At 56.8% G+C, this 16,190-nt stretch carries 12 protein-coding genes; 4 read left to right on the forward strand and 8 right to left on the reverse strand.

Going from position 1 to position 16,190, the window contains the following annotated elements:
* Positions 1-200: 200 nt before the first annotated feature.
* The 6 genes from RIC11_RS14860 to RIC11_RS14885 form a co-directional block, all read right to left on the reverse strand.
* Complete coding sequence (locus tag RIC11_RS14860) at positions 201-1,277, reverse strand: protein kinase family protein (protein WP_350212651.1); 1,077 nt, start codon at positions 1,275-1,277, stop codon at positions 201-203.
* On the reverse strand, positions 1,214-2,239 hold the full coding sequence (locus RIC11_RS14865; RefSeq protein WP_350212653.1) for a protein phosphatase 2C domain-containing protein: 1,026 nt from the start codon (positions 2,237-2,239) through the stop codon (positions 1,214-1,216). Before RIC11_RS14865 ends, RIC11_RS14860 begins: the two co-directional genes overlap by 64 nt.
* A gap of 3 nt (positions 2,240-2,242) precedes the next feature.
* Complete coding sequence (locus tag RIC11_RS14870; protein ID WP_350212655.1) at positions 2,243-3,079, reverse strand: vWA domain-containing protein; 837 nt, start codon at positions 3,077-3,079, stop codon at positions 2,243-2,245.
* A 589-nt stretch (positions 3,080-3,668) separates the two neighbouring features.
* Complete coding sequence (locus tag RIC11_RS14875) at positions 3,669-4,511, reverse strand: FCD domain-containing protein (RefSeq protein WP_350212656.1); 843 nt, start codon at positions 4,509-4,511, stop codon at positions 3,669-3,671.
* 1,710 nt (positions 4,512-6,221) lie between these two features.
* On the reverse strand, positions 6,222-6,560 hold the full coding sequence (locus tag RIC11_RS14880) for a hypothetical protein (RefSeq protein ID WP_350212658.1): 339 nt from the start codon (positions 6,558-6,560) through the stop codon (positions 6,222-6,224).
* 80 nt (positions 6,561-6,640) lie between these two features.
* Entirely contained in the window at positions 6,641-7,327 is a 687-nt protein-coding gene (locus tag RIC11_RS14885) for an AAA family ATPase (protein WP_350212660.1), read from the reverse strand.
* A gap of 994 nt (positions 7,328-8,321) precedes the next feature.
* Between RIC11_RS14885 and RIC11_RS14890 the strand changes: the two genes are divergently transcribed.
* On the forward strand, positions 8,322-9,752 hold the full coding sequence (locus RIC11_RS14890; RefSeq protein WP_350212662.1) for a replication initiator protein A: 1,431 nt from the start codon (positions 8,322-8,324) through the stop codon (positions 9,750-9,752).
* A gap of 320 nt (positions 9,753-10,072) precedes the next feature.
* On the opposite strand, the gene RIC11_RS14895 is transcribed toward RIC11_RS14890, so the two are convergent.
* Positions 10,073-10,375, reverse strand: a complete 303-nt coding sequence (locus tag RIC11_RS14895; RefSeq protein WP_350212663.1) for a hypothetical protein — start codon at positions 10,373-10,375, stop codon at positions 10,073-10,075.
* A gap of 1,867 nt (positions 10,376-12,242) precedes the next feature.
* Between RIC11_RS14895 and RIC11_RS14900 the strand changes: the two genes are divergently transcribed.
* From RIC11_RS14900 to RIC11_RS14910, 3 genes are all read left to right on the forward strand, one after another.
* Positions 12,243-12,917, forward strand: a complete 675-nt coding sequence (locus tag RIC11_RS14900) for a hypothetical protein (protein WP_350212665.1) — start codon at positions 12,243-12,245, stop codon at positions 12,915-12,917.
* A gap of 336 nt (positions 12,918-13,253) precedes the next feature.
* On the forward strand, positions 13,254-14,240 hold the full coding sequence (locus RIC11_RS14905) for a hypothetical protein (protein ID WP_350212667.1): 987 nt from the start codon (positions 13,254-13,256) through the stop codon (positions 14,238-14,240).
* 265 nt (positions 14,241-14,505) lie between these two features.
* Complete coding sequence (locus RIC11_RS14910) at positions 14,506-15,072, forward strand: hypothetical protein (RefSeq protein ID WP_350212669.1); 567 nt, start codon at positions 14,506-14,508, stop codon at positions 15,070-15,072.
* 83 nt (positions 15,073-15,155) lie between these two features.
* On the opposite strand, the gene RIC11_RS14915 is transcribed toward RIC11_RS14910, so the two are convergent.
* Complete coding sequence (locus tag RIC11_RS14915) at positions 15,156-15,983, reverse strand: ArdC-like ssDNA-binding domain-containing protein (RefSeq protein ID WP_350212671.1); 828 nt, start codon at positions 15,981-15,983, stop codon at positions 15,156-15,158.
* Positions 15,984-16,190: the final 207 nt, after the last annotated feature.

Consider the following 16,190-nt stretch of genomic DNA (forward strand, 5'->3'; position numbering starts at 1 on the left):
GCACGGTCCTGCCCTTTAGCAGACCTCTCTTCTCAAGCTTACGGAGCCGTCGCGTGGCAACCGATGGCCGTACGCTCCAAAACTCGCTTGCAAAGCTACTGCTGAACTGGGTAACGCAACGCAACGCCACGAAGAGAAACTTCGCTTCCCATTCTGCCAACTCAGTATTCATGTAGTGGGCCTTTCTCAGTCACGGAGGATTAGCGGAACCAACGTCGCACCTTGGTTTCGATCTTGTCGCAGAACTCATTGATAGATCTCCACCAGGCGTGGAACCGGCCTAGGAGCCCAGACAGGTCGTTAGCGACATGGCTGATTGTATTTGCCGGATTAGCAGGGGGGCGTTTCGTGACAGCTGGCATTTGACAGCTGAGCGCGATCGCCAAGTCTTTGCTTGTGGGACGGTCCTTTTCAGAACTCGTAAACACGCTCAGGTCGGCCAAGTGCATCAAGCCAAGCTTTTCTGCTGTTGGCCGAACTGCATCGAGCAAGAGCTGTTGGTGGCTCCAGCTCGACGGAGAGGCGTCAGCCGGGTCGCCAGGTCGCATGCCGAGCAGTTCGAGCATCAGCATGTCACGGCCAAAACGGTCCGAATACGGCGCGACGCTACTGCCAGAGGTCGCCTCTAGGTCCGGTGGCATGTAGCCAGGGGTGCCTTTGACTCCGCCCTCTGAAACCGGCAGGGCCGGGAATCTGAGGTTGTTGGACCGAACAACAAAGGCGTCGAAGTCAATCAGCTTGGCTTCGCGTGTGCGAATGTCTAAGAGCAAGTTGCCATCACTTGGGTCGCCATGCACGATTCCTAGCGACTCAAGTGTGGCGAATTGTGCCACCATACTTTTGACCAGGGCGATGCGAGTCTCCATGCGGGGTAGTGGTTGCTTTCCGCGGTCAGCGGCGGTCTTGATTGCGGCCCACGAGAGACCGGGAACCGATTGATGAAGCGTTGCAGTGAAATCGAGACCAAACCCTGGTGGCCTGCCGTGTAGCTCGGTAGACGCCCAGGCGTAGGGGGCACCAAGAAAGACGGAAGAGACCGCTGGCCATTTCTGATCAATGAGCCAGCACGTACGTTCAATGCGACCAGGGCTTGCAAATTGCTTTTGCAGGAACCGCAGGTAGGCGACGATTTTCTTATTCGTATCCAGTAGCGGATAGAGGAAGGCTTCTCCCCCCGACCGCAGTTGAGAGGCGAACTGATACGTTGTTTGCCCTATCGTCCATGTCTGATCCGCGAGGCTAGATGCTTGGCGCGGTGATATCGGTGAGTACTGCACTGCGAGGTCCTTTCTGCCAAGAGTAGTGTGATGTTGTCATCGATGAGGTCGGGCTTGTTGTGGAGCAACCAAGTGAGTGTCGCGTGGGCAGGGTTTATGCGGCTTCGGTCGGACCGCAGCGCCGCTGAAAGACGCAGCGATTGGGAAACGAGGTTGGGGTTTGTGGCAAGGCCAGGAGTAACGCCGTCGGTATGAACGGAGAGGCTCTCCCACCGGTCGAAGTTCATGCGATAGGCGCGATCGACAGGACATCGATGTGGACCGAGACATTCGACAGGACGGTCCGAAGATGGTTGGTAGACCAGTGGATCGTGGCCTGCCGAGATCGCGACGGAGAAGCCACCATCCCCTACTCCTTCGATTCGCAGCTGGTCATCGACTTGCCAAGCGACCATCAATGTTGTTTGCAGATAGCGTCCATCTCGAAGGACGCGTTTCCACGTACTCTCAGTGACTGACTCTGGTCGAAAGTGGTCAGGCCGCAAGAGGACGCATCGACCAACGCCGCGTATCGCACGAGACGCGATGGCCACGGGGCTTAGGGGTGCCAGAGAGTTGTCCTCGGGAAAGAACTCCTGGCGCGTGGTTCCCCGAAAATCGAAGATCCGCGACCAAGTGCTTTTTGGGTCATGCGAAGAAAGCCGATAGGAACGCTTGATTGCTACCATAGCGGCGTGGCAAGCGAGGCTGCTGGCCGCTTCCGAGTTAAGGGACGAAGACACTCCGTCGGCCACTGCCGCAATCCAACGGAGTCGTGAAGGGTGTCGCGGGGCAAAGAGCAAGGCACAGTCTTGATTGGTGCGTTTGCTGCCCACATCGGTTGCCGTCGCGAGCGTGAGACCATCCAAGGCCAGTTGAGCAGGAGCGCTTTCCAGCGCTCCTGCTCCCTGCAACTCCTCTTGGAGTAGCAGGATGCTGGCTTGGACGCGTTCACTCAGGCGACTGTTTTGCGAAGTCGCCATGAGTTACTTCTCCGGATTGGGTAGTCGCTTCTGCCACGCTTCGGTCTGCACGATACTCCGGTAGAATTCGTCAGGTGTCGAAGCACCCGAACTTGCACCGGTCGCCAAGTACTCGACAAGTTGCCCGGCTGAAGCGATGTCGAAGTACAGCTTCTGTCCGTGCTCGGTCTCCGAAGCCATTGCAGTGAGCAGCTCAATATCTGGCTCACCACCGTCGAACTCGATACCGACGGTAATCACGATCGGCGGGACACCAATGGACAAGGGTGTGGTCTTGAGCTTGTTCGTGATTGGAAGCGGGTCACCGTCCCCGTTCTTTCCGTCGCTCATGAAGATAATGAGCGGAGGAGGAACGCGGTCTTTTTCTGGATTGTGAGCAAGATTGTGCTCATCGTACTTTTCAATCAAGTTAGCAACGCACTTCACTGCCTGCTTGATCCGCGTTCCTCCTGAGTCACCTAGAAACTCGATCTTGTCTTCATCGATCTCCTGCACCGGCTTTAGCAGCAGAGACTCGTCAGAGAAGACGTAGTCACCAAACCACAGCAACGAGAAGTCGAAAATGGAGTCACCATTGGACTTCATCTTGCACCCGTAAACTGTCTCTTGTACGGCCTCGGTAGCGGCTTTTGCTTTCCACCCTTCCATCGAACGGGAGGTGTCCACAGCGATGCAAACTAGTTGATGGCGATAATAGCTGGCCGTCCTTCGTCCCCCACTGCCGCGACGCAGCGAGCTTGCGATAAGAGGCGGATAAATGTTGAGAGCAAGACTCTCTCCTCGTTCGCGGGTGTAAGGCTCTTCATTCGTGTGGCTGTAACTTCGGTTTGTATTGGTCATAGGAATACCTTTTCGGAAGTGAGAATTGATGTGATTGCGTACCTTCTGCCGTAAGCAGTCCAAGAATTGGTCTGCTATTGGCTGTAGGCAATCGGAACAGAGAATCCCGAAAGAGGCTGGACCGTGAAGAGCGCTCCAAGTACAACGACAAGTGATGACGAGCGTTGTGTGCTCTTCTTGGAGTCCAACCTCAGCAAAGCCCTGGCCGTTGGTAGCGGCCGGGGCTTTGCCTTTTTGGGGGACGACGAACGCAGTGCTGGCTCCTGGGGTGAATGAAAATGAAAACTCTGTCGGTTGCGACCGGATAGAGCCCACTGCGTGACTATCGAGCGATACTCGATCGGCAGCAGCTATTAGGCTCTATGCCGTGCATGCAATTCGCCTTGCTAGGTGAATCACTGCTTTGCGGATCGCGTCGGTGGTGCTTTGGTTGTCTGTGACTAACAAAGCATCACACTACGTGACACTGCTTTGACTTTAACGCTCTTCAACTGGAAGTACAGAGCAAAGTCCTTGGCTCTAAAGTGTTTAGAATCTACGAAAAAGTGGTATCTCCAACTTTCGAAAGTTTCTTGCCACTAGGAGCGTCCTAGTGCATTACTCCCCTCGCCTTTTGGAAGTCGGTTTCGGAGCATTCGAGATGCTCTTCGACGGCGAGTGCGACTTGTTGCTCGGAGCCTTCCTGCACAGGTTGTTCAACGGCTTCGATTATCCGTTGGTGCTCCTCGTAGGAGCGGTGGAAGCGGGAGATGATCGTGAAGCGGTCCGCGTTTCGTAGCCGACTAAGGTCGAGCAACCACTTCAGCATGTCGCAAACCAACGTTTGTCCTGTGGCCTCTGCTGCGGCGAGATGAAAGTCTCGGTCGCGGGCCCAGAACTTTTCAGCCCAATCGCCCACTAGCGGGTCGCACCATAAACGCGACCGAAGGACTTCCGCTTTGTCGGCGTATTCCTCGGCAAGCACCGCTTTGCCACGAACTGCCAAGTTTGCTTCGCGCATTCGCTCTATCGCGGCCCGCTTGTGGGGCTCATCTAGCCTATGAACGCTAATAAACGTCTCGGTTTCAAACTGCCTCCGATGAAGTCTTATCTGTTCCGCTTTCTCGTCGCTTGGAATCGCAAGACGGCACTTAAGTTGAGAGCCACGAATCTGTAGCAATCCACGATCGCCATTCCAACGAAACATCTCCGCTTTCCACCCCGTCTTGCTCTCGATACCGCTTGGGGAGAGCACATCGTAGATACGGCCAAAGCTCGGAGGTGAGTCGAGCTTGACGTGCTCGTAGAATGGGCAAGATGGGTCAGCCAACGCAAAGAGGTAAACGCGAAAGCGGTCTCGCATCGAGGTGCTGAACTCACGCTGCTCCATGAGCGAGCGATAGCGTGAGTAGTAGTGCCGGAGATCGTCGGACAGAGTAGTAGTCTTAGACATAGAGAGCCCTTTCGGCGTAATTGCATTCGGATCGATTGATTGGGTGCAGTCAGGGTCCTGTGCAATGCGTCAGCCGTAGCCGATAGAGATCGCGCTGCGCACGAAGAGGCAAAACGCAGCAACGCAGACTGCAAGCGTCGCGGCGATAAAATGACATCGGGAGCGGAAGAAACCGCTAGATAGACGTTGAGCGCCGCCACACTATAAGGAGGCACTCGTGCGTACAAAGCCTGCCCACCAAGCAGTGCACTGCTTCGTGGGCATTGGCGTTCCAGGCTTCACCACTTGAGGTGAAGCGATGTCAGTGCCGCTGCTGTAAGAGCGGCTTGCGAACCCTTGGGCAGCTCGCGGCTGCCACTGGTCGATCCTGGCGATTGAATCGCCGTGCGTGTTTGCTTTTTACGCTACTGGTTTACGCTACCGGACTGACTACCACCTGCATGCAAGATGCTACCCAGCGGTCGGTTGCGGGTCTCGAAGTCTCGAACTCTAGCGGCTGTGGCTGGTCCATGAAACGCCTCGGGAAGCAAAGCCGAAAACCCGACGCCTCTCTCTGGACCAACGCTCGAAAGAGCTCGTATAAACGTGACCACGGCCAATCTTACGGTTGTGCACCGCGACATAGCCTTGCCCTAATTATACCCGCCTGATGCTGAGCGAACAAGAATCAGCCTCCACGGGAACGCATTCGTTTCGTCGATGGGCAGAACGATCCCTCAATCGACGGGAACATCCGGGACTACAGAAAACCACGGCGGAGGTGGTGCGGATCGTGGCCGCGGGTACCGGGCAAGGGTTTCGCCAGACCGGCACCCTTGGTGGGGACCGCCCCAGCGGTCCCCCCGGGGGGACCCGCCAGCCGCTCCAGCGGCTGAGTGGGGGGGCTTCGCCAAGAAGCCCCGGCGAACGCCTCGCCCTAGCGAGGCAGAGCCTGAGCCCGAAGGGTTGCGAGCCCCAGCGAGCAACAGGGATTGCCGCCCTAGCGGCATTCCCTGCTCTAAGGAAGACTCGCTTTCGACGGTGGGTGGAGCGTCTCCCCGCCGGGAACGCGGAGCAAAGGGCGGATGTGGGGGTGCGTCTCCTGATCGAAAAGCGGCTTTTCGGTGAGGAACGCACAAGAGGCAACGTTGCAAAAGAACCGAGGGTAGCAGCCAGGCTGCCTCGTTTTTTTGCAACCGGCCGTCACCGATAGCAGAACGAAGGAGCAAAGCGAGTGAGTCGATATCGAGAGCGCGATTGCTGCTCTTAGCAGCAAGAAAGAAAAGCGGTTCGATAGAACCTTCGATATCGGTGGCGGGAGGTCGGTGAGCGAGCGGCCGCGGGTCTCCCGAAGAAATCGCTTAGCATCTGCCGGGAACCAAGTGTCGCGAGCGGGACTAACGATCGAGCCTGAGCGAAGCGGGTCAAGGTGGAGAGCGTCAGCGGACCTTGAGGCGTGATAGCGATGGCGAGTCCTTAGCTACCGTGCTGGAGTTGGCGACTTTCCTACATGCTATGCGTCGATGTTAGTAGCGGTGTCTTCCGACTTGGAAGCTCCCACCAACAGGTATGCTATGCGGCCAATTGTCACAACGAAGACATACTGCCCTAAAAGCGTGTAGATGTTGACAGTCGCTCTCCGCTCCGGTGTCAGAATCAGAAGCGAATAGCCTGCATTGTAAGCACTGCTCGCTATGAACTTGAGTGGGTCACCGCTAGTAGCGCTTTCGACTAAAGATGTCCTTCACCTATCAACCACGGCTCTAGCGCAAGCTCGACGAGGTCTTGCTGGGTATAGGTCTCTTCGCCTGCGAGTTGCCGCTCCAAAGATGCCCGCTTGAGTGCTGCGGCTATCTCCGGTCTTAGTCGCACGGTCACGGGAATCAATCCGACAGGTATTGGTGACCTCTTGCCTTTTCGGCGTTTAGAAGAGCGAGACTCGTCGCTTGTAGCGTAGGAAGTGACAGGCTTCTCAGCACTCGGCAGCTTTGCTTCTTCCGCTTGCTTAGGTTCGGGTTTCGGCTCCGGCTTGGCTTCTGCCTTCCGCTCTTGAGTAATGAACGACTTCACGGCATCAGCGTCTGCTGCACCAGGAGGGACTACCGTCAGTCCAGCGGTTAGAGGTCTTCTTTCTGCCATGGTCTCACACCCTACCCATTAGCTCGCTTCTTTCCCCTCCCCCGCCGCATCGGAACAACGTTCTCGGTGCAGGCTTCTGGGAGCAGTTCACGAAACAATTGATCAATCTCAATAGCAGCGTCGCGTGCCGTTGCGCCCATTTTCCAGACAACGGTCGATTGCCCTGGTGCGTCGGCGTAGGCCTGGCGAAGGGCGATTGGCGTTTCCGCTAGCTGCAAGTCGAGTGCCTCTGCTGCGTCCCGCATATCCTTGGTAAGTCGGTAGTCCCGCCCGACCATCGTCAGCACGGCAATGGCATCGGGCTGACCACTTCGAATCGCCTGAGCTTGCCGCACAAACGCTGTGTTCAGAGCCAGAGCACGCGCTTCAAACATGCTCGCTTTGCACGGGATGACCGCCAGGTCTGCCCACATGAGGAGCGCACGGCTTGTCTCGGTTTGGCTCCCGGGACCGTCACAAACGACATAGTCAGCTTGCTCACGAAGCACGGGAAGATTGTCGAGAATCTCGTCGGAAGTGGCGAAAGTGAACGTTTGCACGTCTGGCTTTGCTTCGGCGATCCACTCCGAAGAGGACTTCTGCGGATCGCAATCCGCAAGGATCACGCTATGGCCTTGCTCGAAGAGCCACGCTGCTAAGTTCCCAGCAAGCGTCGACTTCCCTACTCCGCCCTTAGAATTTACGAGTGCGATAATCATTACCCGCGAGATTAAATGAGGATTATCGAACCTGGCAAGGAATATTTCACGCCTGCCAGATGCGTTGCCAGCCTGCAAACATGCTTACTTGCAAGCAAGCTGTCCGCCTTGCCGGGCAACAGTGCGGCCAGCAAACAAGCTGCGCGGCTGCCAAGCTGTCCAGCTGGCTTGCTGCGTGCATGGCCTACCTGCCACGCAGCAGCGCTACAGTTCGGCAAGCTTGCTTGTCACCAGGATGTCTTGCTTGCCTGCATGCCGTCGGGCTTGCTTGCCGCATTGCCACGCTGCTTGCCGACCGGCTGGCAGGCGGTAGGGGCTTCTTGAGAAGGGAGGTCAGGAAAAGGCTTTGCGATCGAGAGGCTGGACCAGCAGCAATCTAGTAAGCTTGTTTGCTTGCAAGCATGCTTGCTGGCCAGCTTGCTTGCTCGAACAAAAACCCAGTTGTCATATCGGGGCGGTACTGCGAATGTGGATTTGGTTCAATGCACTTAAAGTGCGGCGGGCTTTTTGTGTCTGCGGCGAAGTAGGGCAGGTGAAATTTGGGCACAAAAAAACCGACTTTGCAGAGTCGGTTTTTTTGCAGAGACCGGCGAAACGAATCACGCGGTGCTTGAGAATGTTGTGGTGACATTGACTCTAGCCCCCGCCATCTTGTTACGTCAACGAATTCTTTTTGCCCAAAACCTACACCAGCCCTGAAGACACGCGAGGCATTCGCTTCGGCGAGGCTTTCACCACCGTTAGTCAGCAACCCTAGACGCACCGTGAAATGAAACACGTTTTACCGTGAATCGAGACACCGATGCACCGTGAAACGAAACATGGTTTACCGTGAAGCGAAACACCAAAGCAGGCCACTTTACCGTGAAACGAAACATCTTTTTGCGACCTAACTGGCTAGGAATGCTCGGGAAAAGCTTCAGGTAACTCTTGTAGATAAAGTACAAACTACAACAACACTGGTTGTTGTTGATTGGGTGGCATTCGAGGAATTTTGGAAGCAAGCGATTCGCAGAAACGGCACCGTCGACTGGAGGCGTTCGAGAAAGGTCGGGACGAACTGAACCTAGCTGAGTTTCCGCTCGCGGCAGTCTGCAACCGGCACTTGGATGGCACGAAGACCGTGGTGTTCGAAGATACGGTCTGGGATGAGGAGAAGCGCAAGCGTTTGCCGCGGAAGCTGACGATCTCCGGCTCTGATCGATTCGGTTTGCCCACGTCGAAGGACGACGACGTGCTGCTAGCGTGCGTGCAGCTATCCAGCTTAGAGAACTTCGACCAGCGTGAGGTGCACTTCAGTCGCTACGAGTTGCTCAAGCTGCTGCGTTGGCCGGATGAGACCCGCTACTACCGCAGGCTCGCAACGTCGTTGCGACGATGGAAGGGACTCACCGTCTACTCCGACCGGGCGTTCTACGACAAAGCACGTCGCAGCTGGGTCAATCGCGACTTTGGTATTTTCGACAACCTCTACATCTACGAGCGCGACGAGGTCGACAAGGCCGCGGCGCAAGCCGATTCATGGCTTGTCTGGAACGAGGTCGTGTTCGGCAGCTTCGAGGCGGGCTATCTCAAAAAGCTCGACTGGGATTTCTATTTGAGGCTCAAGGACCCAGTGGCGAAACGGCTTTACCGCTTCCTAGACAAGCGATTCTACCATTCGGATCGTCTGGTGATGGATCTGGGTGAGTTGGCATTCAACAAAGTTCGAGTAAGCCCCAACTATAATACCGCGCAGGCGAAGCGAGCCCTGATGAAGGGCATCCGCGAACTGGAGCATCTTTGGGAGCTTCGTCCGATGCCAGAAGAGAAGCGGTTCACCAAAGTAGCTCGCGGAAAATGGGAAGTGTTGTTCACGAAGGACAGCCGCAAGCGGCCGAGTCCAAAGCGACCTGAAGAAGTCATCGATCCACTTTGCACCGAACTGACACGGCGCGGCGTTTGCCAGGCCACTGCGGAGCAGCTTGTCAAAGAACATCCGGCGAAGCGGGTTCAGGCCACAATCGAGCTTTTTGACTGGCACAACGACCGGGGAGAGGAGAGGGGAGCCGGTTTCCTGGTGGCGGGTATCAAGAGTGCCGAGGCCTACGCGAAGCCCCGAGGCTTTCAATCGAAAGCAGATCTAGAGCAGAAGCGGCAAGCATCCGCGGCCGCTAATCGCAAGCGAGAAGCGGAGCTTCGACGCGTGAAGCAGCGAGAGCTGCAAAACATCAAGGCGGCAGAAGCTCCGTTCTTGGCCTTTTGGGATAATCTCAGTTCGCAGCAGCAGGAGCGATACTTTGCCGAGGCGGTTGCTGCGGCGGACCGGACGAAGCGAGATGGTTACCAGAGACTAAAGGAAGTTGGCGGTCCCGTGTTCGAGCAGTACCGCCAGCTTATCCTCAAAGACCACTTCCACCGAGCAGGCCCACCGAAGGCAGGTTAGCAGCCAGTATGGGCAAGTAGCTTCCGACCACGCAGTCCGTTTGGAAGTGACTCTGCCGTCGCGCCTCACAAGCTTCGGGGCGCGGCGGAGAGGCACGCCTACTGCCGGAGCGTTCTCCAAAGCGGGGAGGAAGCTACGCGGGGCCCCATACTGGCTGTGCATCGAGCTACCCAGGCCTCACTCCGTTCCTCATGGGCCTATGCAAATGGAGCAAAACACGCCCTCAGATTCCCGCTTTCGCCTTCCACGGGAAATTGACGAACGCCCCTTCTGCTTTCATCAAGAAAAAGCAAGCAGGCTCTACCGAGCCATACAGGGACCTAGGCCGCCGTCGGCACTTGTTCGGGAACCGCGGGCATATCAGCCGCGTTCGGATTCTTTTCAATCCACTGACAGGCCTTCGTCACGACTTTCTGCAACGCATCGCCGTTTCGCACATAGAAGCGATCGGAGTAACCCTCGCGATTCCCAGTGGGCGACTTCCAGCTGCGACTGAGAGAGTAGTAGAGATAAGCATGCCCATCGGGCGTGACCCCGCGAAAGATATTCGCTGCGATAGCGCCTTCGCGAATCGTGGTGACGTAGTTGTTTGATTTTCCTGCGTTCTTGCTGCTGCTAGCCATGACAATACCTCCTGTCGATGGGGTTAATGAAGCAGCCAAGTACTTAGCATTTGGCGTCCGGCATTGTCTAGCGATTCGGTCGTGTATTATCCGGCAGCGAGATTTTTCAAGCACTTACGCCGCAATGCGTGACTAGCCCAAAGAGTTGCTGCTAGAGTTCTCGTCATGCGGGCATTTGTAGGGCTCGCATACATCGTGATCGACGGAAAATGTTGATGACGTTGTCGTCGCGTGCGAGACGACCTCGGTAAAGCCGGTCTTACCAACCGAGCCTAAGAGGAGGCTGCCTCACCAGTAGCCTAAATCGTCTTCCGCGTAGAGGCGGATTGCAGCGAGAGTTGCTTGTCCGTCTCGACGGGGGCTCATTGGAGTAATCCTTGGGCAAGATGCTCAAGATCAATCCCAATGTTCGACCCGATGCAATGGCCGAGAACCGGGGCGACCGAGACACGCTTCGGTGCGGTTGAATGTTGTTTCTCAACCAGCACAGGAGTCGTGATAGGTGAAAGCCGGGGCCAGAAATGGTCACGGTCGGTCAGCGCCCCAAAGCTGACCCTAGGGTGAGGCACATGGATGGTGCCAAATCCCGCACACGGGGCAAGGAGCTAGGCGAGCGAGGTTCACAACTCGCTCGCTGTGGTCTCGCAAGAGACCAGCTTCGTGCAACGTGTCTGGGTGGGGGACCTCTGAGCACCGCAAGGTGCCAGACCGAACGTCAAGCGGCGTTCGGGCATCCGGTGATCCAAAAGCCGGAGCGGAAATAGCTCAACCCATTCCAAGGCCCGAAAGGGCTTCCCAGTAAGAATCGACGGGCTAACGGAAAGCCCGGCGCTTGGTCACATATTGGAGCCAAGCGTCAGAGAGGAGGTCCAAGCAGATTCTGCGAGGACCACAAGCCAAACTGCGAAAAGTCGTGAGGGAGGGGTAACCGGGTGCTTCCACGTTCGGCCCGGAGAAATCACCAGTTCCCAACGGAGCTGGTGCAAACGCTGCCCAAGGCGAGAGCCATGGGCAGACCCTGACGACCTGACGGGAGAACCGTCTAGCGACCTGACTGTCGATTCGACACCTATCACTAATCGGGGAAGGTCCCCAGGTAACGCGGGGTGGTGCCCGCCAGTGAGCAGTCATGCTGACTGACCTGAGGACTGGGAGTGTGGCCTAAGTAGGACCCCGGCGAGAGCCGGGGCGGTGTTCTGGGCGAAGGTCCAGACAGGTGAGGGGAGTACTCCCCGGCACCTGCGCGGCAAGGCAGTCGCGACCCGTTTGGCGCTTTGGCTGGTAACCAAAGCGACATGCCAAGAACGAAAGGGCTGACGCGGGCTACGTAGCTCGCGACGACAATGTGCTGAAGCCCTGCCTGGCGGCTTATTGCCGGGCGGGGCTGAGGCCTTCGAGAGAAGCTTCGACGTGGCCACCCGCGAGAGGTCGAGAGACCTCTGGCCTGTGGCGACGTGATGACGGTGAACGCTACCCGTATGGGCGGAGTTCACCGGCAGAGGTTTTGTACATCGCTTGGTGCAATTTGCAGCAAGCGAAACAGCGAATTCCTGAGCTGTTTCCAGGACGTAGCAGTCGAGCACGCAACGCGTGCACCTGCAATAAAGAATGTGGCAGCAGGAGCTGCCTAATTCTCCTGGAAGCAACCGCTGGAAGGAGCAGGCATATCGCGCAGCTTGCAGCGACGATTGTTTACTTGCCACGATTGCACGATGCATTCGCTGGCAGGCAAGTCGCAAGCCAAGGAGCGTGAGGCCTTCGCATCACCGCTACGAGGTTTCTCATAGGAACGGCTTTTTGAGGAGTATTGTGCCGCAAACAAACTCCTCCATTTTTCTGTGAACGACTTGCCAGTACGGAGGCGACCATGCAGCAACCCAGACCCTATAATTGCGTAACCCAGTCGCTGGACGCCTTCCTCGCGCAGCTTGTTCGCTACGTCGCAAGCGGGCATTACTTTTACGTCACGGGCCACGTGCCGGGACGAAAGTCACCTGAGGAGGTCGACCGAAAACTGATCCTGCTATACGGCCTAGGGAAGCCCAAGTGGGAGCGTGCCCGCAGGCGACTGGGTGAGCAGGCTGGCATCCACTACCTCCGCCACGGCAAGTTCTTCGTGCTCATCGCCACGCACGGCCGCCACCAGTTCTTCGAGGACCACCAGAAAAACATCTGCGACATTCGCCGCACCGCACTGAAGGTGAGGGGATACTCCATCCGCTATACCTTCAGCGACCAGGACCAGAGGTGGAAGGTGTTCGTTAGGCTCGACAAGCCGACCTACCAGTCGGTCCGGGCGCACCTCTTGGACCTGGCGAGAAGGCCTAGCTACCGCGACACGGCAAGGCTCATTGCCGAGGTCGAGTCGCTCCCGTTCCAGGGCTACGCCCCAGTACGGGGACAGGTCCTGGCGATCATCAAGGCCATGAACCGCGTGCGAAGGCACGCCGGAGTTGGACCATTACCGATGGACATTGTGCCGCGAATGCGGCCAGTCCGGAGGGTGTTCGTCACTGCGGATGAGGAGCAGCAAGCCGCGTAGCAGGCGACGCCCGCAGGCAACTGCTGTCGTAGTGGTAGAAATACTGACCGAGCACAGACCGTGCTTCCCCGCGTTAGGGATGTGGAGGGTGCACTGCAGTCTCCCATGAGACCGAAGCGTTTAGCGGAGCCTGGAGTAAGCCCGGCCCGAAGGGCAACGCCCAAGCTTCTCTTAAGCTTGATTTCACCCACCTATGTAGCTGGGGACTGAGCAGCGACATTCCTGTAAGATAGTAAGGGAGGTTTGTGTTCGAGGGAGGGCCGCTTGCAATCCTCGCTCTAAGTTTGGCGAGCGAGCCCTTCCATTACTAACTAGATTCTATGACCGAAGGAGATTATGAAAACGCGTCCATTCAATATTGCCCTCTTCGGCATTCTATTCTTCGTCTTTGTTGCTCAAGAAGCGACGGCGCAATGCCGGACTGAGCGAATCGATGTCGCTGTCAATCTCGATGCGACCTCGCCTACAACGAGCTTCCCTTTTCTCGCGGAAAGCTTCGATGCGCTCGACAGCGCCGCCAGCTATAAAGTGAACCTGAGCATCGAAGACAGTCAGCGGCAGGTCAGGCTGCTAATACTGTATTTCTTCAAGACAGAGGAAAACGTCTGGACGGCTGCTGTTTATGCAGATGGTTCTGAGCTGAGAAATGCACCTGACGGTCCAGTGTTGGGTGGCAACCTTGAACTGCGATTCTTAGACAGCGAACGCACGAACGTTCCGTTTCCGCCCACGCCGGACATGGCTGCAGTGCTCCTGTGGGACGGCGGTGCCTTTTCAGATCCATTGAACGTCTATTTAGATCGAGCACGAGTCATCGAGCAGCCAAGTTCGTTGGCGGGCATTTCGAAAAACGATTGCTCGTCACGTCACCCCCAGTCCGCTGGATTGGACTTTGATGGCGACCGACGAGACGACATAGCCATTTGGCGTCCATCTCTCGGCCTGTGGGCTATTCGAACATCGGTATTCTCTGGCCAGGTAGTCTTCCGACAATGGGGGCTTCCTGGAGATGTCCCTATGCCTGGCGATTATACAGGCGACGGAGTTAGCGACTTGGTCGTTTGGCGGCCCGCGGAAGGCAACTGGTATCTTTGCAGCTCTGAAAGCGCGTTCAGCTGTGATACGGGCACAGTCACTCAGTTTGGGCTCCCAGGTGACCGCCCGATGCGTGCAGATTACGACGGCGATGGCATTCTCGACTTTTCGATTTGGCGCCCGTCGTCAGGAGAGTTCTACTACCGTACGTCGGCTGGCGAGGAAGTGTGTGTGCAACAATGGGGCCTGCCGGGCGACATTCCGCTAGTGCCAGGCGTGGCTGACTAGAGGCGGCGCGTAGGCGGGCTGCAACTTCCCCGCGTTAGGGATGTGGAGGGTGCACCGCAGTCTCGCATGAGACCGAAGCGTTTAGCGGAGCCCGGAGAGAGCCCGGCCCGAAGGGCAACGCCCAGATTCGCCGCCTCAAGCTGTCGAAAAAGGGTAAATTGACGGCCCTAGTCGGAAACGGGAAGATGTGAGCTTACCGACGGTTCCTGAGGCAACGGCTCGGAAAGAGTAAAGAGCTTCAGCAAAAACAAGGATCAGTCAAACAATGCGTCCCGAAATGACGCTAGATACTGCCGCGCTTTTATGCCTGATGAACCGCTACTTGGTTCCAGGATACCTGTACCGCTTGTCGATGCTTGAGATCCAAAAGCTAGCTTACTTCCTGCAAGCAGCAGGACAAGGATTGAGGCTCCACTTCACCAAGCATGACTATGGCCCTTATGCGGACAATCTACGAAAAGTGCTTGAACGCATAGATGGCCATTTCATTGAGGGCTACGGGGATGGAGATGGAACGAACTCTCCCGAAAGCCCGATCAAGCTCCTTGCTGACGCCGCGGATGAGGCAGAGACTATTCTGCACAAAGACGAACAAGCTCAAGAACGCTTTGACGAGGTCTCAACGCTAATCGAAGGCTTTGAGACTCCCTACGGCATGGAGCTACTTGCAACGGTGCATTGGGTGGCAACCAAAGAGTGTGCCGATGCACGCGAGGATGTTGAGCTTGCCATTGGCCAAGTTCACGCTTGGAATGACCGTAAGCGTCAGCTAATGCAACCCGCTCATGTCAAAGCAGCTTGGAACACGCTGCACGCAAAGAACTGGCTGTAGCTTTCAGCCTCAGCATCTGCTGAAGACTGCAAATAAAAACAGCATCGCCCCGGCATCTAGCCGAGGCGACGCTGACGTAAGCGTCACGCCGCAGCTTCTTCCTTTACGGCTTCCGCTGCACCCAGCAGCTCCAGTATCTGTGCAGCAGCCTTCTGGATGCCATCCAGTGATCCAGCCAGCACATCTAAGTCGCCGCTGTAGAGTCGGATGTAATCCGCACTGTGCGTGGTAGAGTCTAGCCCTACGGCACGACATACGACGTGAGCTACCGCTTCTGCTTCCGTCTCGCGGATAGTCTTGGTCGTCAGCAATCGCTTCACCTTGTCCCAGTGAAGCATTTCGTGAGCAAGCTCATGAGTGAGCACCGCGAACCGCTCCGCACCTTCTAGCTTCGGGTCGATAACGATGCTGCCCTTGCGAGATACTCCGTCAGCACCGGATGCAATCTCCTCGTAGAGTAGCTCAATGCCCTTGGCCCGTATCACGCGTTCGACCGCATCGATGTAGTGCCCGGCATCACCGGTCACGCGGGCGAATTCTGGCATCTCCTTGCCTTCGGTCTGGCTTACGTCGTAGACGTGCACGACCTTGAAGCCACGTAGCATACGCTCTTCGCCGTCCTCCGACGCTTTCTCCTCCTTGTTGCGATAGACCATTGGTGCAACGATGCCGATGCCTTTCTCGCCCTTCTTGACCCAGCGTCCGGCCTTCTTCCAAGCGTGAAAGCCTTGCACCATCTGAGCGTCTGGCTTCTGCATCACGATCAGTAGGCAGTTGTTGAAGCTATAGCGTGGAAACCTCGCCATCACGGCCATGAACTCCTTAAGCTGTTGGCTATCGCCCGCGGCGAGAGCGTCGTTCAATTCGCGTACGCCTTGCTCAATCAACTTCTTGACTTCGTCTTTCTTCATCGCATTTCTCCTTGACATTCGCGCTGCACCCGGCAGTGCAGCGATGAACTGGACTAAGCGACCTTGCCGGCGGCCAGAAAGACCGCAGGCACGGCAAGTCAAGGTGGAGCCTCTGCCGATCGGGCCGCAGCTGAGGAGGAGCCTCAGCTACAGGCTCGCGAAGCGAAGAGCGGCAGAGCAGCAGTGGGCGGATGCGGAGCAGAAGCA

The organism is Botrimarina sp. (assembly GCF_040219535.1).
Taxonomy (GTDB): domain Bacteria; phylum Planctomycetota; class Planctomycetia; order Pirellulales; family Lacipirellulaceae; genus Botrimarina.